The sequence below is a fragment of the Parvularcula maris genome, assembly GCF_024505085.1.
GTDB classification, from domain to species: Bacteria; Pseudomonadota; Alphaproteobacteria; order Caulobacterales; family Parvularculaceae; genus Parvularcula; species Parvularcula maris.
In genome coordinates, this window is sequence record NZ_JANIBC010000008.1 from 71750 (window position 1) to 94418 (window position 22669).

At 65.0% G+C, this 22669-nt stretch carries 24 protein-coding genes and 1 tRNA gene; 16 read left to right on the forward strand and 9 right to left on the reverse strand.

Translation table 11 applies throughout. From position 1 onward, the window contains the following. Window positions 1-26 precede the first annotated feature (26 nt). A tRNA-Thr gene (locus tag NOG11_RS10505) sits at window positions 27-102 on the forward strand. Between the two features lie 317 nt (window positions 103-419). On the opposite strand, the gene NOG11_RS10510 is transcribed toward NOG11_RS10505, so the two are convergent. Beyond that, window positions 420-1313 (reverse strand): NAD(P)-dependent oxidoreductase, encoded by an 894-nt coding sequence (locus NOG11_RS10510; protein WP_256619713.1) that lies wholly within the window; start codon window positions 1311-1313, stop codon window positions 420-422. 61 nt (window positions 1314-1374) lie between these two features. On the opposite strand from NOG11_RS10510, the gene NOG11_RS10515 reads away from it, so the two are divergent. From NOG11_RS10515 to NOG11_RS10550, 8 genes are all read left to right on the forward strand, one after another. Then, on the forward strand, window positions 1375-1647 hold the full coding sequence (locus tag NOG11_RS10515; RefSeq protein ID WP_256619714.1) for a CBU_0592 family membrane protein: 273 nt from the start codon (window positions 1375-1377) through the stop codon (window positions 1645-1647). Between the two features lie 60 nt (window positions 1648-1707). Further along, window positions 1708-2334, forward strand: coding sequence for a ribonuclease D (locus NOG11_RS10520; RefSeq protein ID WP_256619715.1), 627 nt, complete (start codon window positions 1708-1710; stop codon window positions 2332-2334). A 120-nt stretch (window positions 2335-2454) separates the two neighbouring features. Continuing rightward, window positions 2455-3147 (forward strand): LPS export ABC transporter periplasmic protein LptC, encoded by a 693-nt coding sequence (gene lptC, locus NOG11_RS10525; protein ID WP_256619716.1) that lies wholly within the window; start codon window positions 2455-2457, stop codon window positions 3145-3147. Between the two features lie 41 nt (window positions 3148-3188). After that, the gene (locus NOG11_RS10530) at window positions 3189-3692 is read left to right on the forward strand and encodes an LptA/OstA family protein (RefSeq protein WP_256619717.1); all 504 of its coding nucleotides are present in this window, start codon (window positions 3189-3191) and stop codon (window positions 3690-3692) included. Continuing rightward, window positions 3692-4468: an LPS export ABC transporter ATP-binding protein gene (gene lptB / locus NOG11_RS10535; protein ID WP_256619719.1), complete on the forward strand. Its 777-nt coding sequence runs from the start codon at window positions 3692-3694 to the stop codon at window positions 4466-4468. The genes NOG11_RS10530 and lptB overlap by 1 nt, the downstream gene beginning before the upstream one ends. Before the next feature lie 67 nt (window positions 4469-4535). Continuing rightward, a complete protein-coding gene (gene rpoN, locus NOG11_RS10540; protein WP_256619720.1) occupies window positions 4536-5963 on the forward strand; it encodes an RNA polymerase factor sigma-54 in 1428 nt (475 codons plus the stop codon). Between the two features lie 219 nt (window positions 5964-6182). After that, entirely contained in the window at window positions 6183-6758 is a 576-nt protein-coding gene (gene hpf, locus NOG11_RS10545; RefSeq protein ID WP_256619721.1) for a ribosome hibernation-promoting factor, HPF/YfiA family, read from the forward strand. A gap of 151 nt (window positions 6759-6909) precedes the next feature. Further along, window positions 6910-7377: a PTS sugar transporter subunit IIA gene (locus tag NOG11_RS10550; RefSeq protein ID WP_256619722.1), complete on the forward strand. Its 468-nt coding sequence runs from the start codon at window positions 6910-6912 to the stop codon at window positions 7375-7377. Between the two features lie 296 nt (window positions 7378-7673). Here the strand turns inward: NOG11_RS10550 and NOG11_RS10555 are convergent, their stop codons facing one another. Both NOG11_RS10555 and NOG11_RS10560 read right to left on the reverse strand, forming a co-directional pair. After that, window positions 7674-7913, reverse strand: a complete 240-nt coding sequence (locus NOG11_RS10555; protein ID WP_256619723.1) for a DUF1150 family protein — start codon at window positions 7911-7913, stop codon at window positions 7674-7676. A 170-nt stretch (window positions 7914-8083) separates the two neighbouring features. Then, a complete protein-coding gene (locus NOG11_RS10560; RefSeq protein ID WP_256619724.1) occupies window positions 8084-8881 on the reverse strand; it encodes an undecaprenyl-diphosphate phosphatase in 798 nt (265 codons plus the stop codon). A 92-nt stretch (window positions 8882-8973) separates the two neighbouring features. Between NOG11_RS10560 and NOG11_RS10565 the strand changes: the two genes are divergently transcribed. After that, entirely contained in the window at window positions 8974-9426 is a 453-nt protein-coding gene (locus NOG11_RS10565; RefSeq protein ID WP_256619725.1) for a M23 family metallopeptidase, read from the forward strand. Between the two features lie 299 nt (window positions 9427-9725). On the opposite strand, the gene NOG11_RS10570 is transcribed toward NOG11_RS10565, so the two are convergent. Further along, a complete protein-coding gene (locus NOG11_RS10570; RefSeq protein ID WP_256619753.1) occupies window positions 9726-10874 on the reverse strand; it encodes a patatin-like phospholipase family protein in 1149 nt (382 codons plus the stop codon). Between the two features lie 184 nt (window positions 10875-11058). Between NOG11_RS10570 and NOG11_RS10575 the strand changes: the two genes are divergently transcribed. Next, window positions 11059-12534 carry a TrkH family potassium uptake protein gene (locus NOG11_RS10575; protein WP_256619726.1) on the forward strand — a complete coding sequence of 492 codons (1476 nt, stop codon included), beginning with the start codon at window positions 11059-11061 and terminating at the stop codon, window positions 12532-12534. A gap of 29 nt (window positions 12535-12563) precedes the next feature. Here NOG11_RS10575 and phoB read toward each other — a convergent pair whose 3' ends face one another. The 3 genes from phoB to NOG11_RS10590 form a co-directional block, all read right to left on the reverse strand. Then, window positions 12564-13265, reverse strand: coding sequence for a phosphate regulon transcriptional regulator PhoB (gene phoB, locus NOG11_RS10580; RefSeq protein WP_256619727.1), 702 nt, complete (start codon window positions 13263-13265; stop codon window positions 12564-12566). A gap of 8 nt (window positions 13266-13273) precedes the next feature. Next, the gene (gene phoU, locus NOG11_RS10585) at window positions 13274-13984 is read right to left on the reverse strand and encodes a phosphate signaling complex protein PhoU (RefSeq protein WP_256619728.1); all 711 of its coding nucleotides are present in this window, start codon (window positions 13982-13984) and stop codon (window positions 13274-13276) included. A 332-nt stretch (window positions 13985-14316) separates the two neighbouring features. Next, the gene (locus tag NOG11_RS10590) at window positions 14317-15723 is read right to left on the reverse strand and encodes an ATP-binding protein (RefSeq protein WP_256619729.1); all 1407 of its coding nucleotides are present in this window, start codon (window positions 15721-15723) and stop codon (window positions 14317-14319) included. Between the two features lie 84 nt (window positions 15724-15807). On the opposite strand from NOG11_RS10590, the gene pyk reads away from it, so the two are divergent. The 3 genes from pyk to NOG11_RS10605 are packed head-to-tail and all read left to right on the forward strand — an operon-like array spanning window position 15808 to window position 18738. Then, complete coding sequence (pyk, locus tag NOG11_RS10595; protein WP_256619730.1) at window positions 15808-17226, forward strand: pyruvate kinase; 1419 nt, start codon at window positions 15808-15810, stop codon at window positions 17224-17226. Beyond that, on the forward strand, window positions 17223-17861 hold the full coding sequence (gene eda / locus NOG11_RS10600; RefSeq protein ID WP_256619731.1) for a bifunctional 4-hydroxy-2-oxoglutarate aldolase/2-dehydro-3-deoxy-phosphogluconate aldolase: 639 nt from the start codon (window positions 17223-17225) through the stop codon (window positions 17859-17861). Before pyk ends, eda begins: the two co-directional genes overlap by 4 nt. A 13-nt stretch (window positions 17862-17874) precedes the next feature. Continuing rightward, window positions 17875-18738, forward strand: coding sequence for a hypothetical protein (locus NOG11_RS10605; protein ID WP_256619733.1), 864 nt, complete (start codon window positions 17875-17877; stop codon window positions 18736-18738). Between the two features lie 209 nt (window positions 18739-18947). Here NOG11_RS10605 and trpS read toward each other — a convergent pair whose 3' ends face one another. Next, window positions 18948-19961 (reverse strand): tryptophan--tRNA ligase, encoded by a 1014-nt coding sequence (gene trpS, locus NOG11_RS10610; RefSeq protein WP_256619734.1) that lies wholly within the window; start codon window positions 19959-19961, stop codon window positions 18948-18950. Between the two features lie 58 nt (window positions 19962-20019). Between trpS and ttcA the strand changes: the two genes are divergently transcribed. Further along, complete coding sequence (ttcA, locus tag NOG11_RS10615) at window positions 20020-20868, forward strand: tRNA 2-thiocytidine(32) synthetase TtcA (protein ID WP_256619735.1); 849 nt, start codon at window positions 20020-20022, stop codon at window positions 20866-20868. 188 nt (window positions 20869-21056) lie between these two features. On the opposite strand, the gene apaG is transcribed toward ttcA, so the two are convergent. Continuing rightward, window positions 21057-21473, reverse strand: a complete 417-nt coding sequence (gene apaG, locus NOG11_RS10620; RefSeq protein ID WP_256619736.1) for a Co2+/Mg2+ efflux facilitator ApaG/CorD — start codon at window positions 21471-21473, stop codon at window positions 21057-21059. 87 nt (window positions 21474-21560) lie between these two features. On the opposite strand from apaG, the gene NOG11_RS10625 reads away from it, so the two are divergent. After that, entirely contained in the window at window positions 21561-22640 is a 1080-nt protein-coding gene (locus NOG11_RS10625) for a 2'-deoxycytidine 5'-triphosphate deaminase (RefSeq protein WP_256619737.1), read from the forward strand. Window positions 22641-22669 lie beyond the last annotated feature (29 nt).

Genomic DNA, 22669 nt, shown 5'->3' on the forward strand with positions numbered 1-22669 from the left:
CCCCCTTGCGCTAGCTGCCGGAGCATGCCGCATTAGCTCAGGTGGTAGAGCATCTCATTCGTAATGAGGAGGTCGCTGGTTCGAGTCCGGCATGCGGCACCACAAAACCGCCCGCCTTTGGCGGGCTTTTTTGTGGGAAATTTTTGATCTCACGGCGCGTAGCGCCTCCGATGGGCGGCCCTGACCGGCCCGGAACCGCGGTCGCGGTTCTTCCCGTTCCGCCGTCGCGCTTCGAAGGGTCCTCAACGGAAGCGCTGCGATCTCCTTCTAACGCTTCCCACGGCTTGACCGTGGGACCCAACTCCCGCCGGTGCACGTGGAACAGGCTTCAGGAGACGGATCCCACGGTCTGCGGCTTTGCTAAACCGCGGGCAGCGGAGAGAATGCGTAGTGATCGCTTCCCGAGGAAAATGTAGGTGTCAGCGCACCCCGTAACCCGCTTCCCGATCTACCTCGTTCGTCAGCCTACCTTCTAAAAACAGCGGCAGCTTCACCTTGAACGCTGCGGCAATGTCCACGGGGCGGGTAACCCCTGACACGTGGGGGGTGACCGCCACGCGGGGGTGGGTCCAGGCCCAGTGCTCCTTGGGCAGAGGCTCCATGCGGAAGACATCGAGGACGGCGCGGTCCACCTTGCCGGTGCCGAGTGCTCGCTGAAGCGCGCCTTCCTCGACCACGCTGCCCCTGCCGATGTTCAAGAACAGCCCGCCGTTCATCCGTCCAAAGAAGGGATCGCTCAGCAGACTGTCCGTCTGCCGGGTGGCGGGCAGGGTGGCGATGACGATGTCCGCCCCTTCGAACTCGGCGAGACGGCGGCAGGCGCCGAACCCCTCGGTATTCCTGCCGCTGCGGCTGTAGCCGGTAACCGAGCGGGCGAGGGGGGTGAGCATCTTCGCCACCCCGCTGCCGATGGCCCCCATGCCGATGATGGCGACATCCTGATCAAACAGGTAGCGCGGCAGGCTCGCCTCCTTCTGCCAGTCGCTACGCGCCTGAAACCCTTCGCGCTTGGCTGTGTCCTGGAGCCAGGTCAGCGCATAGGCGAGAACGTACTCGCCCATCTGCTCTCCCATGGCGCCGATGGTCCGTGTCAGGATGGGCCTGCCTTCGCATCCCTGAAGGGCGTTCAGGATGCTGTCGGGACCGGCGCCGCCGATATGGATCCACCCGTAGCGCGAGATGTCCTCGTCACGGGGCGCCTTGAAGGTGATGAGGGCCGCTCCTTGAAGGTGGGAGGCGGGCTCGCGGGTGAAGCGCACCCCCCCAACCTCACCCAGCGCCTTCAGCACGTCGCCAGGGGTCGGGCTATGCACACGGACGGTCAGCAGGGGCTCGCTCCTTCACTCCTTGAGGTGTCCTTGCCCATGAAAGCGATTGACGATCAAGCGCCTTCCCACCAACAGCGCCGCCATGTTCGACACTATCGGCCTCATCGGCGTCTTCCTCATCCTCCTCGCCTATTTTCTCCTGCAGATCGAGAAGCTGCGTTCGGAGGATCTCGGCTACCCGGTGCTGAACCTCGTCGGCGCGGTGCTCATCCTCGTCTCGCTGACCCACACCTTCAACCTCGCCTCCTTCGTCATCGAGGTGTGCTGGATCGCCATCAGCCTCTACGGCATCGCCAAGATCCTGCGCCGCCGCGGTTGATTTCGCGGGAGGGCGGGGCCAAGCACCCGCCGCTGCCCACCACCCGACCGAGGACCCTAGATGGCCAACAAGCTCTACGAGAACGACCTGCCCGAAGACTTCGACTGGTCGGGCGCGCGCGACGGCTGCGTGGCGGTGGATTCGGAGACCTTGGGCCTCAACCCGGCGAGGGACAGGCTCTGCGTGGTGCAGCTCTCCTTGGGCGACGGCCACGCCCATCTCGTGCAGCTTCGGCGCGACGGCTACGAAGCGCCGCGCCTGAAAGCATTGATGGCCGATGAGAGCGTCACCAAGATCTTCCACTACGCCCGCTTCGACGTGGCGGTGATGAAGGCGTATCTCGGCGTGGACACCTCGCCCATCTACTGCACCAAGATCGCCTCCAAGCTGGTGCGCACCTATACCGACCGCCACGGCCTCAAGGATCTCTTACGCGAGGCGGTGGGGGTGGAGCTCTCCAAGCAGCAGCAGTCCTCCGACTGGGGGGCGGAGACATTGTCCGATGCCCAGAAGGCCTATGCGGCTTCCGACGTGCTCCATCTTCACGATGCCAAAGCCTGGCTCGACGAGCGTTTGGAGCGTGAAGGGCGGCGGCATCTGGCCGAGGCGGCGTTCGCCTTTCTTCCGACGAGGGCTGCGCTGGACCTTGGCGGATGGGGCGAGACCGACATCTTCGCCCACGCCTGAGCTGCGAGCAAATCAGCCTTCTAAGCGGCTTTTCACGAGAAAGACCGGCTATCCTCCCTTTAATCGTTCCCCCCTCCGTGTCACATAGGGTTGCAGGTGGTAAGAACGGTTGGACGGGATATGGCTGACGATCGCGAGACGACCGAACGTGAGTTCTACCTGTCGGCACGCCGTGTCAGCCGCCACAGCATGCGTGTCAGGCGGCTTCGCCTCGTCACACCCGCCCTCGCGGTCGGGCTTCTTCTCACTTATGTGCTGAGCGCCACGCCGCCGCGGGTGGACCACGAGTTTCTGGCGCAGTTCAGCGGTATCGAGACCACCGAGGACGGCGAGGGCGTCAAGCTGTCACGGCCGCGCTACGCTGGTGAGGACCTCAGCGGGCGTCCCTTCGAGGTGGCGGCGCAGTCGGCGACCCGCGGCCAGAACGATGCGGACCCCCTGGCCCTCGACCGGCCCGAGGCGCGCCGGGTCAAGCCGGACGGCAGGACCAGCGTGCTGCGCGCCAAGGACGGCACCTACGATCAGACGGCCCAGCTCGTGGACCTGATCGGCGATGTGGAGCTCGAACAATCGAGCTCGGGCGGCACCTTCGTCCTCAAGACCGACGCGGCCAAGGCCGATCTCGAAAGCCAGGTGGTGACCTCCTCCACCGAGGTGACCGGCGAGAGCGAGCGCGGCACGCTGCGCGCCGACCGCGGGACGATCTACCAGAACGAGGACCGGGTGGTGCTGGAGGGCGGGGTGCGCATGACGTTGAAACCTCGCAAAAAGGGTTCCGAGGACAAGCAGGGCGACGGTGACGGCGACAGCTAGACGCCGAGAAGTCAGAAGAGGCGGGGTAAACGAGGTGGGTCTTGCGTAGAGCACTGATCGGACTGGCCGCGCTGGGGTTCCTCCCGGCAGCGGCCTTCGCGCAAACGGAAGGCACGAGGGTCACCTTCGACCCCGATGCCGAGACGACCTTCGATGCGGACCGCGTCGAGATCGTCCAGGGCACGGGCGGCGGCTCGCAGCTCAATGCCGATGGCAACGTCTTGATCAGCCAGCCCGGCGTCATCCTCACCTCCGACAGCATGATGGTGTTCCAGGCCGCAGGCAGCGACGAGCTGCAGCGCCTCGTGGCCACCGGGCGGGTGCGCTACGCCTCGGTCTCGGGCGACGCCATCGCCGGGGACGCGGCCGAGTACATCGCAGCCGAGCAGACCCTGACCGTCAGCGGAAACGTGGTGCTGCTCCAGGACGGTCAGGTCGCCACCGGCAGCCGCCTCATCTACAATGTCGAGACCGGCGAGATGAGCCTGACGGCAGAGCCGGGCTCCCGCGTGAAGGGCCTTCTTCCCCAGCGGGCCAGCCGCTGATGGAGGGGAGCGTCGCAGCCAAGCTGGACGGCGAGGCCGTTCAGAAGGACACCACTAAGGGTCTCGTCGCGCAGAACCTGCAGAAGGCCTACCGCAAGCGTCGGGTCGTCCACCACGTGAACTTCCGCGTCTGCCGCGGCGAGGTGGTAGGGCTTCTCGGCCCCAACGGCGCGGGCAAGACCACCTGCTTCTACATGGTGATGGGCCTCGTAAAGGCCGATGGCGGCCAGGTGCTGATCGACGGCTACGACGTGACCGGCCTGCCCATGTATCAGCGCGCAAGGCTGGGTCTCGGCTACCTGCCCCAGGAGGCGTCGATCTTCCGCGGCCTCACCGTGGAGCAGAACATCGAGGCGGTGGCGGAGCTCGCCTGGCCCAACAAGAAGCGCCGTCAGGAAGTCATCGAGGAGCTCCTGGAAGAGTTCTCGATCACCCATGTGCGCGGCTCCATGGCCACGGCCCTGTCAGGCGGTGAGCGCAGGCGGCTCGAGATCGCGCGGGCGCTGGCGACGAGCCCCGACTACATGCTGCTCGACGAGCCCTTCGCGGGCATCGACCCGCTGGCCATCGCCGATATTAAGTCGCTCATCACCCAGCTCAAGGACCGCGGCCTCGGCGTCCTCATCACCGACCACAATGTCCGCGACACGCTCGACATCATCGACCGCGCCAGCGTCATCGCCGAGGGCAGGGTCCTCTTCGAAGGACCGCCCGGCGAGGTGGTCAGCAACGAAGACGTGCGCCGTGTATACCTTGGGGAAACGTATAACGGCTAGACAACTTCCAGTGGGCTGAACAGCCTGAGGCCGGGGGGCCTCGTTCAGTGAACTGGGGGGTGGCGCGATGCGCATGACAGGCCGCTTGGAGGCACGCCAGACGCAGCAACTGGCGATGACGCCGCAGTTGCAGCAGGCGATCAAGCTCCTCCAGCTCTCGAACCTAGAGCTTCAGGAATATGTCGAGGAGCGGCTTCTCGAGAACCCCTTTCTGGAGCGCGGCGAGGCGCCCGAAGGCGAAGGTGCTACGGCTTCCGCCGACGACAAGGCCTCCGACCGCGCGGCCGAGAGTGGCCCCGCGGACGGCTCCGACGAGCCGGTGCTGGAGCGCCGCGAGCGCATCAAGGAGAACGCAGGCGGCGCGCCCACCGGCGACGAGGACTACGACGCCGCCCAGCATGTGAGCGTGGAGAAGTCCCTGCGCGAGCTGCTGGAGGAGCAGCTCGACTTGGCCGTGCGCGACCCCATGGAGGCAGGCATCGGCCGCTACCTCATCGACCTGATCGACGAGGCAGGCTACCTGACGGCTACCACCACGGACATCGCCGAGAAGCTCGGCTGCCAGGAAACGGAAGTCGCTGCGGTCCTCGCCACCATCCAGGGCTTCGAGCCCACCGGCGTCGGCGCCAGGACCCTGTGCGAGTGCCTGACCTTGCAGCTTGAAGAGGAGGGCGCGCTCGGCGAGCCGATGCGCCTCTTCCTTCAGAACCTCGCGCTTCTGGGCAGCCACAAGATCGCCGAGCTGAAGAAGCTCACCGGCATGGATGATGACGACCTGCGCGAGGCCGTCACCGCCATCAAGAAGCTCAACCCCAAGCCCGGCCTCGCCTACGGCGCCGACACGGTGCAGGTGGTGGTGCCCGATGTCTACGTCTCCGAGCGGGCCGACGGCTCCTGGCGGATCGAGCTCAACAGCCACACCCTGCCGCGGGTCATCGCCAATGAGGACTACTATGTCGAGCTCTCCGGCCGGAAGCAGTCCGAGGACAGCAAGAAGTTCCTGCAGGAGCAGATCAACGACGCCAACTGGCTTGTCCGCTCCCTCGACCAGCGCGCGCGCACGATCCTGAAGGTGGCGAGCGAGATCGTCAGCTACCAGGACGGCTTCTTCGCCGAAGGGGTGAGGCATCTCAGGCCGCTGAACCTCAAGACCGTGGCCGACAATATCGGCATGCATGAGAGCACGGTGAGCCGGGTGACCACCGGCAAGTACCTGCACACCCCGAGGGGTGTTTTGGAGCTGAAGTATTTCTTCACACCCGGCATCCCTTCGGCGGATGGCGAGACGGTCTACTCCGCCGAAAGCGTGCGCCACGAGCTGCAGAAGCTGATCGACCAGGAAGAGCCCCTCTCGCCCCTCTCCGACGACCAGCTTGTCGCCAGGCTCTCCAACCAGGGCATCGCCATCGCCCGGCGCACCGTGGCCAAGTACCGAGCGAGCCTCGGCGTGCCCTCCTCGGTGGAGCGGAAAAGGGCCGCGAAGCGGGGGATCTAGACGCTGCGTCTCACCTCTCCCTCGGGAGAGGTCCAAATCTTCGATTTGGGGAGAGGGGTAGACGCCCGATACCCCCTCTCTCGACATCGTAGATGTCCATCTCTCCCGAGGGAGAGATGGAATACCTCACTGCACCGTGCGTTGGATCACGGTCACACGCTCCGCTACATCCTAGCCTTCCTCGCCCGTTTCTCTGGGGCGAACAGAAGGAGGCTTCCCATGGACGTTCAAATCACCGGCAAAGGCATCGATCTCGGTGAGTCCCTACAGTCCCATGTGCGCGAGCAGATGGCGGCTGGGGTTCACAAATATTTCGAGCGCAGCGCCGAGGCGAACGTCAATTTCGGCAAGGAGGGCAGCGAGTTCACCACCGAAGCCACAGTGCACCTTGCCTCGGGCGTGGTCCTCAGCGCCAACGGACGCGGCGGCGACGCCTATGGCGCCTTCGACCAGGGCATGGAGAAGCTGGAGAAGCGGGTCCGCCGCTACAAGCGCCGCCTCAAGGACCACCACTCCCGCGAGCGCACCCCGCTGCCCGCCGAGATGGCATCCTCCTACGTGCTCAAGGGTCTCGGTGAGCAGGACGAGGCTCAGGACGAGGCCGATGCGCCTCTGGTCATTGCCGAGCGGGAGACCTCGCTCCACTCCATGAGCGTCGGCGACGCTGTCATGCAGCTCGATGTGGGCGAGACCCCCGTGGTGGTCTTCCGCAACGCCAAGACCGGCAGCCTCTCCGTCGTCCACCGGCGCGAGGACGGCAATATCGGCTGGATCGAGGCTGCGGCCAAATCGTAACCCTGTTCACGTGGCCGGGAGCTTGCCTAAAGGCTAGGCTTTTGCCAGACGGCCCGCCGGGGTTGGCACGGCTCACGCATGTCGGTGGCCTCGATGTCAGTGGCGGTCCGCCACGAAGGAGCATTGCCTCAGGGCGGTGTTTGTAGGTGTTATGACCAAGTCGTTGCAGGGTATTCTCGCGCCGCAGGACGTCCATCTGGACGTGCCCGCCAACTGTAAGCGTTCGGTGCTGGAGCACCTCGCCGAGATGGGTGCGGGCGCGTTCGGGCTGCGCGAAAGGGAGCTTCTTCAAGGGCTTCTGGCGCGGGAGCAGCTCGGCTCCACGGGCCTCGGGCACGGCATCGCCATCCCCCATACCCGCGCCGATGTGGACCGCCTCAGCGGTATCGCGCTTAGACTGCGCCGCCCGGTGGAGTTCGACGCCATCGACAACAAGCCGGTGGACATCGCCTTCCTGCTGCTCGCGCCGCGTGACGACAGCTCCAGCCACCTCAAGGCGCTCTCGCGCGTCGCCAGGACCTTCAAGATGCCGGGCGTGGTCGAGAACTTCCGCCGCGCCAGCAACGCCGAGGCCGGCTATCTCGCGCTGGTCACCGACCCGGAAGAGCAGGCCGCGTAGGCTGCTGCCCCGACAACATAGAAGCCTCTGTCTCTCTTACAAACGCGAGCGGCCCCCTCCGCCCTTCGGGCACCTCCCCCACCAGTGGGGGAGGGAAGCAGAACCAGCGTTCGCTCCCTATCTCGCTCCCCCTCCAGAGGGGGAGCTGCCGGTAGGCTGAGGGGGAGCAGCCACCGGCGCTTACGTTTCGTCTGTTTGAAAAGGATAAAGTCACCAACAAAAAACCCCCGGCTGCGGGGCAGCGGGAGTTTCTCGAACTCAACAATAGTAGCCGCCTGAAGCGATAGCCTCCTGCGTCAGTGGACGCTGTGCGGCATCATCTCGTGCTGGCGAGCGGCGGCGAAGGCGATCTCGCGGTCGCTCATCAGCGCGATGCGCGATCCGTCGTCAGCGTGGAGTGCCCACAGCACGCTGTCGTCCTCGAACGCGTATTTGGATTCCAGCTCACGCTCGATGTCCTCGCGAACGTCCTTCGCGAACACTTCCCGAACGTAGCAAACCCGGCGGTCCTGCTTTTCAATCGTCTGCTGGTTCATGGTTCTGCCCCTATCTCAGCGAGCAACCCGCACCGGATGATGCGGCGTCCTCAGGCTTGTTCGAGAGGCTGAAGAAAGAGTTAACACCCCTTACCGCTCGATCATGCTCACAGGACCAGTACGCCCGATAAGTGCTAACATAACGTGTTTGTGAACGGGATCAATCGCGCTTACGTGACAAGTGTTAGAACAATCAGCCCCAGCGCGATCCGGTAGACGACGAAGGGTGTAAAGCTGAACCGCTCGGATGCTTTGAGGAAGAGGGCGATAGCGGCGAGTGCGGCCGCGAAGGAAAGAGCAGCAATGAGCACGGCGGCCCCCATATTTCCGGCATCCCCCTCACTGACGAGATTGTAACCTGCGTAGAGGCCGGATGCGCCCACGGCGGGGATCGCGAGCAGCATGGAGAAGCGCGCCGCCTCCCGCCGCTCGAAGCCGAGGAAGCGGCTCGCGGTGATGGTGATGCCCGAGCGCGAGGTGCCTGGGATCAGGGCCAAGCACTGGGCGAGGCCGATGGTTAGCGCCGCGCCGATCGTGCTGGGGTCGCCGGTCTTGGTCTCGGGCTGACGATCCGCCCACCAGAGAAGAAGCCCGAAGCCGATCGACGCCCAGGCGATGACCACGGGACTGCGCAGGAGCTCGTCCACGCCGGACAGCGCCACCATGGTGGCGACGAGCAGGAACGGGATCGTGCCGATGGCGACCACGGTGAAGAGCTGGCGCTGGTCGCTCTTCTGCCCCCGGACGAGGTCGAAGGCGCCGCCGATCAGGCGCAGGACATCGCTGCGGAAGTAGAGGATGACTGCGAACAGCGTCCCAACATGGGCGGCCACGTCGATCATCGCGCCCTGGTCCTCGAACCCCTCGATCAGCGCCGAGGGCAGGATGAGGTGGGCGGAGGAGGACACCGGCAGGAACTCGGTGATGCCCTGGATCAAGGCGAGAATGATCAGCTCGAGAAGTGTCACGGCATCCGCCCCGGCAAAAATGGAGGTCCCTTCACGGACCCAAAACCCTTTTGGGTGATAGTCTCGTTAACGCAGGCAGCAAGGGGGCGGTGTTGAAGCGGGCGATGAACCATGTGCGCCTTTTGGGCGCCGTCTTGCTGATGGTGGCAGCGGCGGGCTGCGCGAGCGCTCCGAAGGGCAGCTACACCTCGCCGGTGGACGGCACGGTCACCTCCAACTTCGGCAAGCGCAAGCGCAACTACCACACCGGCATCGACATCGCCGCGCCCAAGGGGACCGAGGTGCGCGCCGCAAAGAGCGGCAAGGTGGCCTTCCGCGGACGCAACAAGAAGTACGGACGCCTGCTGATCATCGACCATGGCGACGGCACCGAGACCTACTACGCCCACTTGGCAGGCTACAACATCCGTAAGGGGAAGAAGGTGAAGGCGGGCCAGAAGATCGGCCGCGTCGGCCGCTCGGGCAGGGCGACGGGCTACCACCTCCATTTCGAGCTCAGGGTCAGCGGCCGCCCCGTCGACCCCCGCGGCGTGGTGCCTCTATAAGACCTCACGCGCCAAGGGCGCTCCGGTAGGGCGGCCTGCGCGGCCGGGCACCCGGTCGGGTGCCTTCCCGAAGGGCCGTTGGTTTGCTGGGAACATGCTTCACCGCTGCGCTTCTTCCTCATTGAGGAGCGAACCCGTGGCCGTCATCCCGGACGTAGCGCAGCGAAGATCCGGGACCCATGGCCTTTGGTTCCTTTCAAGAACAACGGCGGCGTGTATTGCGGGCTCGGTCCATGGGTCCCGGATAAGCCTCGCGGCTTTCCGGGATGATGAGGTCGAGAACCTGCCCTTGAAACCCGCTACCCGTAGCTCCGCCGCTCCGGCTCGCCCTCTAGAAACGCTAGGAGCTGCGGCATCGAAGCTTCAGCATCCGCTTCGCCGAGGTCGATCAGCGCACCGACATAGCCCGGCTCGAAGGTCAGGTAGCTCGGCAGCACGTAGGGCGCTTTCATGCCGCCGATGGCCCCCAGCATCGTCCGCACGCTTCGCGGCACCTCGGCCATGTGCTGGCCGGCAATCATGCGAAGGTCCTGCGAGGGCCGGACCATGTGGGTTTCCAGCGCCCGCAGATTGGTCCGCTCGCGCCGCTCCGGTATCATCGAGGAGAGGGTGTAGTTGATGCGGTGCAGCCGCTCGAGGTCCGCATCGAGGTTGTCGTTGAAGATGATGTCCAGCATCTGACCGCCCAGCACACCGAGGGTCGGGTACTCGTCGGGGTCGCTGATCGGGCTCTCCTCCGCATCGGGGGTGCCGTCGCGGGCGGCGATCAGAAACAGTTTCTGGGCACCGAGATGGATGGCTGGGCTGAGGGGTGCCATCTGACGCAGCGCGCCGTCGCCGTACCAGGCGCCTTCGATCCGCCTCGCCTCGAACAGCCCCGGCAGGGCGGCGGAGGCCAGGATCTGCTCGGCGCAGACATGCCGCGCCTTGCCCCGGCGCCTGGCGCGGCACCAGTCCGAACCCCCCTCGGCGGTCTGGAAGAAGGTCACCGATTCGCCGGTGGCGTAGGAGGAGGCGGTGACCGCGAAGGAGTGGGGCAGGCCGCGCAGGATGTTGGCCTCGATCTTCTCGTAGTCGATCTCGGTGCGAAGAAGCCTCGCCAGCGGTTCCACGTCGAGAAGGCTTTTGGGCGTTTCGAGGCCCGTCCAGGCGAAACCCATCTTGAACATGCGCCCGAAGAGCTTGCCCGGCGCGGTCTCGAAGACGGAGGAGCAGTGAAGCGAGCGCCACAGCCGCTCCAGCTTGTCAGCGGCGGCTCGGAAGTCCTCCGCCCCCTCGGCCATGACGGCGGCGTTGATCGCGCCCACCGAAACGCCGGTGACCACCTCGAAGGGCAGGGGGCCGGGCAGCGCGCGGGCGAGCGCCTTGAGGACACCGGCCTGGTAGGCGCCGCGGGCGCCGCCTCCCGAGAGAACCAGGGCTGAACGTTCGGTCTGTTGCGGCATCATCGACACGGGGCGGCTTCTCCTTACCCTAGCTGTTCGGCGGCATAGAGCCATCGGTTTCGCTCGAGACTGCACGAGGAAAGCTACGCAATCGTGGATTGTGGACGCCGTTTCCTTCCCGCCAGGCAGTCGCTCCTCGAAACTCGGGTCTTTCCGCGGGGGAGGGGAGGGGTTACGGCAGCTTCATATGATCGAGATCCGTCCCGTTCTTCAGATCGTCGGCCTGTTCGTCGCCGTTCTCGGCATCACCATGCTGCTGCCTGTCCTGGCCGATCTGATCGACGGCAGCGAGGCGGCGCGGGCGGATATGCGCTCCTTCCTCGCCTCCTCCCTGCTCTGCACCCTGGTGGGAGGGGGCCTCGCCGCCAGCGCCTGGGGCCGGATCGAGGCGCTGACCACGCGCCAGGGCTTCGTCATCACCACGGCGAGCTGGCTGGCGCTGGTGATCGCCGCGTCCGTACCCCTCTATCTGGGCGAGGGGGGTCTGAGCCTCACCGACGCCTTCTTCGAGGCCATGTCGGGCCTGACGACGACGGGCTCCACGGTTGTGACGGGGCTCGACGGCAGGCCCCCAGGCTTCCTTCTGTGGCGCTCGCTTCTGCAGTGGATCGGCGGGATCGGGGTGATCATCATGGCGATCGCCATCCTGCCCTTCCTATCGGTGGGTGGGATGCAGCTCTTTCGCCTCGAAAGCTCGGACAAGTCCGACAAGGTCCTGCCGGGGGCGGACGATCTCGCCGCCGCCGTCTTCTTCCTCTACTTGGCGCTGACGCTTCTCTGCTTCACCTTCTACTGGCTCTTCGGCATGGAGGCGTTCGACGCCATGAACCACGCCATGACCACGGTGGCGACGGGGGGCTACTCCACCAAGGACGCCTCCTTCGGCTATTTCGTGACCGACGAGGTGGCGCGAGGGCCGCTCGACGTCGTGGCGATCACCTTCATGATCCTCGGCAGCCTGCCCTTCGGCCTCTACATCCTTACGCTGAGGGGGCAGGGAAGGGCGCTGTTCCAGGACAGCCAGGCGCGCTTCTTCGTCGGGGCGGCGGTCCTCTTCACCGCCATCGTCGCCTTCCGCATCGTCAGCTCGCTGGGCTACGACCCGGTGGAGGGGACGAGGACCGCGGCCTTCAACATCGTCTCGGTGATGACGGGGACGGGCTACGCCACGACCAACTACAACGCATGGGGACCTTTTGCAGTGGGGTTCTTCTTCTGCGTGATGTTCGTGGGGGGGTGCGCGGGATCGACCTCCTGCGGGCTCAAGATCTTCCGCCTCCAGGTCGCCTTCAACGCGCTCTCCGTCTACATCCAGAAGCTCAGCCATCCGAACCGCGTGACGGTGGCGCGCTACAACGGACGGCCCTTGGACGAGAGCGTGTTCCGCTCGGTCCTGAGCTTCTTCTTCATCTACTTTGCGGTCTTCGCCACGGTGGCCGTGCTGCTCAGCCTGTTCGACCTCGATGCGGTCACGGCGCTCTCCTCGGCAGGCACGGCGATCGCCAATGTGGGGCCTGGCCTCGGCGAGATCGTCGGCCCCGCGGGCAACTTCTCGACGCTGCCGACGGGCGCGAAGTGGATCATGGCCATGGCCATGCTTCTAGGGCGGCTCGAGCTCTTCACCGTGCTGGTGCTCTTCGTACCGAGCTTCTGGGTACGCTAGAGCATCGAAGCGCGAAGCAGTCCGTTACGCTACACCTTGGGCTCGGTCGCTTCCAGCGAGTAGCCGGCCGAACGTACCGTCCTGATCGGGTTCTTGTCGCCGTGCTTGCCGAGCGCCTTGCGCAGGCGTCCGATATGAACGTCCACGGTCCGCGCCTCGACGAAGACGTCGGAGCCCCAGACGGCGTTGAGGAGCTGCTCGCGGCTGAACACCCGGCCTGGGTTCTGCATCAGATGGTCGAGGAGGCGGAACTCGGTCGGCCCGAGATGCACCTCCTCCTTGTTCCGCCTGACCCGGTGGGCGGTGCGGTCCATCTCGATATCGCCGCAGGTCACCACGTCCGAGACGAGGGCGGGTCGCAGTCGGCGGAGCACCGCCCTGATGCGGGCGGCAAGCTCTTCCATGGAGAAGGGCTTGACCATGTAGTCGTCGGCGCCCGTATCGAGGCCGCGCACCCGGTCGTTCTCCTCGGCGCGGGCTGTCAGCATGATGATCGGCAGCCCTTGCGTCTCGGGCTTGGCGCGCAGGCGGCGGCAGACCTCGATCCCGGAGATGGCGGGCAGCATCCAGTCGAGCACCAGCACGTCTGGCTGGCTCTCCTCGATCTTGAGAAGCGCCTCCTCCCCGTCCTTCGCCGAGACGACCTCGAAGCCCTCCCGCTGGAAGTTGTACTCCATCAGCGTGCGAAGGGCCTCGTCATCCTCGACGACCAGGACGGTGGTGGACGCCATGCCGCCCTCTACTCCGCGGCCAGGAGCGTGGCGGTGACGTCGGTCTTGATCCGCTCGGCCTCGATCTCCTTGCCGGTGAGGGCGAAGTGGACGCGCTCGGCGATGTTGGTGGCGTGATCGCCCACCCGCTCGAAGTTCTTGGCGATGAAGATGAGATGCGTGCCGCTGGAGGTGAGGGCGGGCTTGTTGCTCATCACCGTCAGGAGCTCTCGGAACACGGAGTTGTAGATATCGTCCACCTGATCGTCCGCATTGCGCACGGCCAGTGCCGCCTGGGCGTTGCGGCGGAAGAGGGCGTCGAGAGCTTCGGAGAACTGGCGCAGAGCGATGCGTCCCATGCGGACGACACCGGCATGCTTGGTCAGCTCGTCGTCATCGCCTTCGGCGACGATGACCGAGCGCTTGGCGATGTTCTTGGCGAGGTCGCCCACCCGCTCCATCTCGGAGGCGATGCGGACCGACGCCATCATGCGGCGTATCTCGGCAGGGGTGCGGCGGCGCTCATGGAAGAGCTCGGCGGCCAGCTGCTCGATCTGCGCCTCGAGGCGGTCCGTCTCGCGGTCGCGCAGGGCCACACCGCGCGCGAGATCGGCATCGCGATGCTCGAACGCCGCCAGCGCATCGGTGATCTGCTGCTCGACCACGCCGCCCATGGTGGCGAGCGCCACGTCGAGCTTCTCGAATCGATCCGCTTGTTGCCTTAATAGACTAAAGGGCATGCCCAACTCCCAACCGGCCGCCCGGATGCCTGATTTGTATGACACAATCTTGTAGCTTCTGACTCACTTCCGCAAAATATAGGTCGGTAAGCTTAGCATGTTTCGTCCGCGCTGGAAGGGTCAGGGGTATGGCGATCGGATAAGGCCTTCCGAACGGCCCTCGCAGGCGCAGGTCGCACCTCTCCCAGAGGGAGAGGTCGAAGGCTGCGTCAGCAGTCTTCGGGTGAGGGCTTTCTTTGCACCTAGGTCAGTCTACTACTCGCCCTCACTCGACATCGAAGATGTCGATCTCTCCCGGAGGGAGAGATGAGCTTAGTTTCCGCACGAGCGGTTCAGAGCCCGGCTCTCTGCTCGTCCTGCAGCGCTTGGCGAGGGGGGAAGTAGCAGGTGAAGGCGGTGCCCCGGCCCTCTGCCGATTCGACCAGGATGCCGCCCCGGTGCCGACCGACAATGTGCTTGACGATGGCAAGGCCGAGCCCCGTGCCGCCCTTCTTGTGGCTGCGCTCGACATCGATGCGGTAGAAGCGCTCGGTGACCCTGGGGAGGTCCGTGCGCTCGATGCCGTTGCCGCGGTCCTCGACCCGCAGATAGACGAGGTCCTTCGCGGCGCAGCCCGCGCGCACGGCGATCTGCTCCGGGCTGTCGCCTGAACGATCCGCCCCCTGAAAGGCCGAGCCCGGACCGCGTCCCACCGACAAGGTGACCTCGGCGCCGTCCTCGTCGCTGGGCCTTCCGTATTTGAGGGCGTTGTCTATCAGGTTCTGGGCCACCTGGATCATCTGGTCGCGCTCGCCCGCGATCGCCGCCTCGCAGTTGCACGGGGCCAGGGCGAGGGTGCCGTCCTCCCCCTTGGCGACAGGAACCATCATGTCGTGCACCATCTGGGAGACCTCGCAGAGGTCCACCTCGTCCTGGGGCAGGCGGCGCTCGTTGAGCTCCAGCGCGGAGAGGCTAACGAGGTCCTTCACTAGGCGGAGCATCCGCTCGGTCTGGGCCTGCATGATGCGCAGGAACCTGGCGCGGGCCTCGGGGTCGTTCTTGGCGTGGCCCTGGAGCGTCTCGATGAAGCCCAAGATGCTGGCCAGCGGCGTTCTGAGCTCATGGCTCGCATTGGCGATGAAGTCCGTCCGCATACGCTCCAGCATGCGCTGCTCGGTGCGGTCGCGGACCATGACGATCATCTCGCCGTCGCGCTCGATGGCTTCGCGGGAGAGGGGGGCGACGTAGAAGAGAGCGGAGAGGGGTTCGGGTCCGGCGGTGGAGAACTCGGCCTCCTTCGCGGCCATGTCGTGGCGGGCCTCTCGCAGGGCGCCGAGGGCCTGGGGCGCCCGCACCACCCCGGCGATATGCTGGCCGAGAGCACCCTTGCCGAAGACCCGGACGGCAGAGGCGTTGGCGACCTCCACGCGGTCCTTCTCGTCGAGCAGCATGACCGGCTGGGGCAGCGAATCGAGCAGCTTGCTCGCGCGGCGCAGGCGCTCGACCTCCTCGGCCGCCTCTTCGGTCAACCCGCCCCAGAGTGTCGCCGGGCGCGGGATCACCGCGCGCAGCACCAGGCCGCTCGCCGCGATGCCGCCCGCCAGGAAGAAGCCTCCCCAGCTCAAGGTTCCGGTCACCACGGCCACAAGAAGCGCTGCCAGCACGATCAGCCCCGCTGCGCTGAGATCGCCGCGCACCCGGCGCGGACGGTCTTTTGCAGCGTGAGGCTTTATTTTTGTGTTCTTCGCCTGCACGTCCATAGCCAGCCTTCTAGGGCTTCGAACCCTGGAAGCCAGCCTTTTTGCGTCGTCCGTCCCTCAACCCGTCAGGATAGGGTCCAGATCATGATCGCCAACACCAAGATCCTCGCCACTCTCGGTCCCGCTTCGAGCGCCTCCCACCGGATCGAGGCCATGATTCGCGCCGGGGCCTCGGCCTTCCGCTTCAACTTCAGCCACGGAAGCCACGAGGACCACGCCGAGCGCTTCCGCATCGTGCGCGAGGCGGCGGAGAAGACCGGGCGCCAGATCGCCATCGTCTCCGACCTTCAAGGGCCGAAGCTGCGGGTGGGCAAGCTAGCGGGCGGCGAACTCGCCCTCTCCTATGGCGAGAGCTACGAGGCGGTGCTCGGCGAGAGCGCGCCCGAGGGCGCCATCCCCATTCCGCACCGGGAGCTCTTCGATGCGCTGCAGAAGGGCGACGTCGTGATGATGAACGACGGCGCCTTCCGCTTCACTGTGGAGGAGCCGGGGGCCGAGCGCATGGTCTTCCGCTGCGAGGTGCCAGGCAAGCTGACCAACAATAAGGGCATCAACATCCCCGGCCGCAAGCTGCCGCTCGCGGCGCTCACCGAGAAGGACGCCGCCGACCTCGCCTTCGCGGTGGAGCAGGGGACGGACTATGTCGCGCTGAGCTTCGTTCAGACCGCCGACGATCTGAGGCTCGCCCGCTCCAAGATGGGGGAGAGCCGCGCGAAGCTGATCGCCAAGATCGAGAAGCCCGGCGCGATGACCGAGCTCGCCGAGATCGTGGCCGAGGCTGACGCGCTGATGGTGGCGAGGGGCGATCTCGGCGTGGAGCTGCCCCTCGAGGCCGTGCCTAGGGCGCAGCGCCAGATCATCCGCATGGCGCGCGAGGCGGGCAAGCCCGTGATCGTCGCCACCCAGATGCTGGAGAGCATGATCGAGAGCCCGACGCCTACAAGGGCCGAGGCCTCGGATACGGCGTCTGCGGCCTATCTCGGCGCGGACTGCGTCATGCTCAGTGCCGAGACCGCCGTGGGCCGCCATCCCGAATCGGCCATCGCTATTATGGGGCGTATCCTTCGCGCCGTGGACGAGGACGAGGGGGCGGGCCGCGAGATCGGCTTCGCCGCCCAAACCACCGATCCGAAAAGCGGCGCTGAGATCATCGCCGCCGCCGCCGCTTGGTCGGCGGAGAAGGCGGGCGTCAGCGCCATCCTCGCCGCGACGCTCTCGGGCGGGACGGCCTACGCGGTGGCGAGGCGCAGGCCCGCCGTGCCGGTGCTGGCGATCACACCCAACGCGCTCTCCGCCCGCCAGCTCGCCCTGGCCTGGGGCATCAAACCCGTCCTGGTACAGAAGGACGAGACCTTCGAGGAGCTTTCCAAGCAGGCCGCCGATGTGGCGCGCACGGAATGCGAGCTGACCGAAGGGGGCTGCGTGCTCCTCATCGCCGGCATCCCATCGGGGGTGAAAGGCGGCACCAACACGATGAGACTGATCGAGGTGGACCCCAAATGACCAGCCAAGCCGAACGGATCGACGAGCTATTGACCGGCATCCCGGTCATGCCCGTGGTGGTGATCGAGGACGCCTCCCTGGCTCTGCCCCTGGCTGACGCGCTGATGGCGGGGGGCATCCGCGCCATGGAGGTGACGCTCAGGACCGACGCTGCCCTCGATACCGTGGCCGCCATCGCCAAGGAGCGCCCCGACATGGTGATCGGTACGGGAACCGTTCTTTCCGAGCGCGATCTCTCCCGCTCGGTGGACGCAGGGGCTCAGTTCGCCGTCAGCCCAGGCCTCACGACGCTTCTCGCCAACGCGGCCCTTCAGTATATGAACGGGTGCCCGCTTCTCCCCGGCGTCGCCACGGCATCCGAAGCGATGCGCGCGGAGGAAGCAGGCTTCGAGCGGCTGAAGTTCTTCCCCGCCGAGCAGGCGGGCGGTGCGGCCTATCTCAAATCCATCGGCGGCCCGCTGCAGCGGCTGAAGTTCTGCCCCACGGGCGGCATTTCCGTGAAGACCGCGCCCGACTACAAGAAGCTCGACAACGTCTTCACCGTAGGCGGATCGTGGCTGACGCCGAAGGACAAGATGGCCGCAGGAGACTGGGCCGGGATCGAGGCGCTGGCACGCCAGGCGGCGGGGCTGTAAAATGCCGTCAAAATTGTTCGGTCTTATTGTTTGTACGTTGGCCGCAGGAGGTTGTGCGCTGACAGATCAATCCCGCCACACGAAAACATCTGATGTGCCACCCTGCTTTGCAGCCCCAGAAATCGTAATCCCAACGGCTCGCGCTTCCTATATTGCTACTGGAACCTATGAAGTGCCAGACGATATTCGGGGTATTTTGCTTACCAAACAAAGTGCGAAGTATGTATCGCTTCCTTGGATTGCCGAGGCAATACTGAAGGGACCTGTACAGGAAGTTTCTTCCTTTCAAGTCTGGTCTCAAGATAATTCCTTATCGCGATTGCTTGGAAAGTCTGACGAAGCAGTCGTAGTGTTTCTTGTTAGCGTCCCAAGAAAATCGGTGACATACCATCTTCTCAATTCACCCGCTGCGGTTCAAGCGGTAGACGAGCTTCTTCTCGCCAATGTCCATCATGAGATCGAGCGCCAGGCGTTGATCGTTTCTCGATGGCAGCCTGACCGAGACCTCCCCTTTTATACTGATGTGGAGAAACTGATTTCCAAGTTATCGGTCGTAGATGGCGCGAAACAACAGCGTGTTTTCGACGAGTTGATAGAATTGGGCACTCCGGCGATTCCCGCGATCATTGATCAAATGGATAACCGAGCACAGCTTCGAACGAGCTATGTCCGTTTATCTAATCAACACTCTGATTCTTTCGAAGCCTATCGTCAGTACAGTCCGGAATTAGTCGTCGATGCTATTGCGGCCATTCTAAATCATCAGACCGGAGAGTACTTTGGCTCTATCTATAATGGTGACGAGGATGATCAACGAGATGCAACTGTTGCTGGATGGCGCGTCTATGCGCATGATTTAAAATGCAGTAAAGCGTAGGACGGGCTCGCAAAGCTATCCGTTTTCGAAGTGCCGCGCTTACAGGCGGAGAGCTTCCCGTTCCGCCCTACGCTTTTTTCCACGCCTTCCCATGGTCGCGCAGCGATCCATCGGACCCAACGCCGAACTTATCTTTTTGCCTGAACCCCAGGAGATGGGTCCCACGGTCTCCGCTACGCTGCGCCGTGGGAAACCAATATTGGGCTGTTCTACCTGACCAAGAACCCCATAATCTCCTTGGTCTCGCGCAGGATCGGTGCGGCGATGGCGTCGGCTCGTTCGGCGCCGTCCATCAGGATGCCGTCGAGGTGAGCCCTGTCGTTCTGTAGGCGGCGCATCTCTTCGGAGATCGGCGCCAGCTTCTCTACCGCTAGCTCGGCCAGGCGAGGCTTGAGCGCGCCAAAACCCTGGCCGCCGAACTCCGACAGGACATCCGCCCGGCTCACCCCCGACAGGGCGGCATAGATACCGACGAGGTTTCGCGCCTCGGGCCGGGCCTCGAGACCCTCCTCCTCAGAAGGCAGAACATCGGCGTCGGATTTGGCCTTCTTCACCTTCTTGGCGATGGTGTCGGCATCGTCAGTGAGGTTGATGCGGCTGAGGTCCGAGGGGTCGGACTTCGACATCTTGGCCGTGCCGTCCTTGAGGCTCATCACGCGGGTGCCGGGGCCTTGGATGAGGGGCTCGGGCTGGGGGAAGAAGTCCTCAGCGTTCATATCGTTGTTGAACTTCGCCGCGATATCGCGGGCGAGTTCCAGATGCTGCTTCTGGTCCTCGCCGACGGGCACGTGGGTGGCCTTATAGGCGAGGATGTCCGCCGCCATCAGCACGGGATAGGTGTAGAGGCCGACCGAGGCCTTTTCCTTGTCCTTGCCCGCCTTGTCCTTGAACTGGGTCATGCGGTTCAGCCAGCCGATGCGGGCCTGGCAGGAGAGGATCCACGCCAGCTCCGCATGGGCCGAGACCGTGCTCTGTGCAAAGATGATGGACTTTGCCGGGTCGATGCCCGCCGCCACATAGGCGGCAGCGATCTCGCGGGTCTGCTCCTTCAGGAGCTTGGGGTCCTGGGGCACCGTCACCGCATGAAGGTCCACGACGCAGAAGATCGACGGATAGTCGTGCTGCATCGTCACGAACTTCGAGATCGCACCGAGATAGTTGCCAAGGTGCAGATTGCCGGTCGGCTGAACGCCGGAGAAGACGCGGGGGGAGTGCTTGCTCATGGGAGGGTCGCCTAGCCCAAGCTTGCCAGGGGGGAAAGCCTTAGGGCATGGAGGCGCCATGGCAGACGGCGCACCTCTCATTCCCGCATTCTCGAACGGTCTCAAAGTCTATGAGCACGCCCCCGCCTCGGTGGCCTTCAAGAAGCTGCGCAAGCGTATCCTGCGGCAGACCCAGGAGGTGATCACCGATTTTCACCTGGATGGCCCCCGCGAGGACGGCTCGTCTCAGCGCTGGCTGGTCTGCCTCTCAGGCGGCAAGGACAGCTACGGCCTCCTCGCGGCGCTGCTCGATCTCAAATGGCAGGGCTTCCTCAAGGCGGACCTTCTCGCCTGCAACCTCGATCAGGGCCAGCCGGGTTTCCCCAAAAATGTGCTGCCGGACTATCTCGGCGGCCTAGGCATTGCGCACCGGATCGTCACCCAGGACACCTACTCCGTGGTCACCGAGAAGGTGCCCGAGGGGAAGACCTACTGCTCCTTATGCTCAAGGATGCGGCGGGGGGTCCTCTACCGGGTGGCGCGGGAGGAGGGGTGCGACGCCATCGTCCTCGGCCACCACCGGGACGACGCGCTCGAGACCTTCATGATGAACCTGATGCATGGGGGCCGCCTCGCCGCCATGCCGCCCAAGCTCGTCAACGATGAGGGTGACGTGCATGTCCTCCGCCCCCTGATCACCACGGCGGAGAAGGACCTGGCTAAGTTCGCCGAGCTGTGTGCCTTTCCCATCATCCCCTGCACCTTATGCGGCAGCCAGGACGGGCTGCAGCGGGTGCTGATCAAGGAGATGCTGGATAGATGGGAAGAGAAGAAGCCCGGCCAGCGCGAGGTGATGTTCCGGGCACTGCAGAACGTGCGGCCCAGCCACCTGGTGGATAAGGGGTTGTTTGATTTCAAGCAGCTATAGCTTCGACGCTTTCCCACGGTCGCGAAGCGGTCCGTGGGACTTATCACCTGAGGGTGGATGAGAACGCAAAGCTTGGGAGTTGGGTCCCACGGACAAGTCGTGGGAAAGCGCCGGAAACAGGCCTGTTCTCTTTGACAGTCCCCCTCCGCCCTTCGGGCACCTCCCCCGGTACGGGGGAGGGAGAACGCCTAGTTCATCCGCGCGATGTCGTAGGGACTATCGAGGCAAAACGGCGGGATCATCGCCTCGAAGACTTGGCCGTCCTCGCGGTCCATCTCGTAGGAGCCGAACATCATGCCCGACGGCGCCGCCAGCGGCGTGCCGGAGGTGTATTCGAAGGCATCGCCGGGCTCGAGCACGGGCTGCTCGCCCACCACCCCGTCGCCCTGGACGACATAGGAGTGGCCCTTGGCGTCGTGTACGTGCCAGGTGCGGCGCTTGAGGGTCACGGACTTCTCGGAGACGTTGTCGATCCGCACCGTGTAGGTCCACACATAGTGGCTGTCCTCGGGGCGGCTCTCATCCTCGAGATAGTCCGAGGACACGCGGACGCGAATGCCGTCCGTCAGGGCTTCCGATACCAGTTCTTCCTCGTACTCTTCCATGGCTAGACTCCTGCACAGTCCTATAAGATAGGGAACCCAAGGGTTCCGCCAAGGCGCCCGTGCATAAGTGACAGGATTTCAACCGCGATGGCCAGTTCAGCAGGCAGCACGCTTAACGTGCAGGAAGGCGTTCTGACGGCGAGCTCCCTGGCGAGGCTGATCGAAGAGGGCGCCATCGCAGCCAGCGGGAAGGGCACGCAGGTTCAGCCGGCCAGCCTCGACCTGACCTTGGGGCCCAAGGCGCGAAGGGTGAGGGCGGCCTTCCTGCCCTCTGGCCGCCAGGGCCTGGCCGAGCGGCTCGACGCGCTGACGCTGCACACCCTCGACCTCACCGGCGACGGTGCGGTGCTGGAGCGCGGCTGCGTCTATGTGGTGGAGCTGGCCGAGCGCCTGCGGCTGCCCAAAGACCTCTCGGGCGCCGCCAACCCGAAAAGCTCCACGGGCCGCATCGACGTCTTCGTGCGCCTCCTGACGGAGGATTTCGAGGGCTATGAAAAGGTGCCCGCGGGCTACGAGGGCAAGCTCTATCTCGAGATCTGCCCCCGCACCTTCCCCATCGTCGTGCGCGAGGGCTCGTCCCTCAACCAGCTCCGCCTGAGGCGGGGGCAGGGAAGGCTCACCGACCGGGAGGTCGCCGCCGAGCTGCCCCAAGGCTGCCAGGTGGATGACGGGCTCAATGTCAGCGTCGATCTCTCCCCGTCCCTCGGCGAGGTCGTCGGCTGGCGGGCGAGGCGCCATGCCGGGCTGATCGACGTGGACAAGGTCGGCATCCTCGACCCCCGCGCCTATTTCGAGCCTATCGCCGCGCCGAAGGACGGCCTTCTCACCCTGGACCCGGACGAGTTCTACATCCTCGCCAGCCGCGAGGAGGTGGTGGTCCCGGTAGGCCTCGCGGCCGAGATGGCCGCCATCGATGAAGAGATCGGCGCCTTCCGCGCCCACTATGCAGGCTTCTTCGACCCAGGCTTCGGCGTCGAGGCACCCAGCCGAGCCGTTCTAGAGGTGCGCGGCTTCGACGTGCCAATGATCCTAGAGCACGGCCAGCGCGCCGCCCGCCTCCGCTACGAACGCCTGGAAGAGGTGCCGCAGCGCGTCTACGGCAGCGCCCAGGCGTCCAACTACCAGGGCCAGGGGCTGCGGCTGAGTAAGCATTTCCGGGCGGGGTAAGGGCGAGTAGTTTCAGATAGCCTGTGCTA

Excerpts from the sequence above, each read along its gene's own strand:
- NOG11_RS10520 (WP_256619715.1), top strand. The coding sequence starts at position 1,708 with ATGGCCAACAAGCTCTACGAGAACGACCTGCCCGAAGACTTCGACTGG.
- lptC (WP_256619716.1), top strand. The coding sequence starts at position 2,455 with ATGGCTGACGATCGCGAGACGACCGAACGTGAGTTCTACCTGTCGGCA.
- lptB (WP_256619719.1), top strand. The coding sequence starts at position 3,692 with ATGGAGGGGAGCGTCGCAGCCAAGCTGGACGGCGAGGCCGTTCAGAAG.
- rpoN (WP_256619720.1), top strand. The coding sequence starts at position 4,536 with ATGCGCATGACAGGCCGCTTGGAGGCACGCCAGACGCAGCAACTGGCG.
- hpf (WP_256619721.1), top strand. The coding sequence starts at position 6,183 with ATGGACGTTCAAATCACCGGCAAAGGCATCGATCTCGGTGAGTCCCTA.
- NOG11_RS10550 (WP_256619722.1), top strand. The coding sequence starts at position 6,910 with ATGACCAAGTCGTTGCAGGGTATTCTCGCGCCGCAGGACGTCCATCTG.
- NOG11_RS10555 (WP_256619723.1), bottom strand. The coding sequence starts at position 7,913 with ATGAACCAGCAGACGATTGAAAAGCAGGACCGCCGGGTTTGCTACGTT.
- NOG11_RS10570 (WP_256619753.1), bottom strand. The coding sequence starts at position 10,874 with ATGATGCCGCAACAGACCGAACGTTCAGCCCTGGTTCTCTCGGGAGGC.
- NOG11_RS10575 (WP_256619726.1), top strand. The coding sequence starts at position 11,059 with ATGATCGAGATCCGTCCCGTTCTTCAGATCGTCGGCCTGTTCGTCGCC.
- phoB (WP_256619727.1), bottom strand. The coding sequence starts at position 13,265 with ATGGCGTCCACCACCGTCCTGGTCGTCGAGGATGACGAGGCCCTTCGC.
- phoU (WP_256619728.1), bottom strand. The coding sequence starts at position 13,984 with ATGCCCTTTAGTCTATTAAGGCAACAAGCGGATCGATTCGAGAAGCTC.
- NOG11_RS10590 (WP_256619729.1), bottom strand. The coding sequence starts at position 15,723 with ATGGACGTGCAGGCGAAGAACACAAAAATAAAGCCTCACGCTGCAAAA.
- pyk (WP_256619730.1), top strand. The coding sequence starts at position 15,808 with ATGATCGCCAACACCAAGATCCTCGCCACTCTCGGTCCCGCTTCGAGC.
- eda (WP_256619731.1), top strand. The coding sequence starts at position 17,223 with ATGACCAGCCAAGCCGAACGGATCGACGAGCTATTGACCGGCATCCCG.
- trpS (WP_256619734.1), bottom strand. The coding sequence starts at position 19,961 with ATGAGCAAGCACTCCCCCCGCGTCTTCTCCGGCGTTCAGCCGACCGGC.
- ttcA (WP_256619735.1), top strand. The coding sequence starts at position 20,020 with ATGGCAGACGGCGCACCTCTCATTCCCGCATTCTCGAACGGTCTCAAA.
- apaG (WP_256619736.1), bottom strand. The coding sequence starts at position 21,473 with ATGGAAGAGTACGAGGAAGAACTGGTATCGGAAGCCCTGACGGACGGC.
- NOG11_RS10625 (WP_256619737.1), top strand. The coding sequence starts at position 21,561 with ATGGCCAGTTCAGCAGGCAGCACGCTTAACGTGCAGGAAGGCGTTCTG.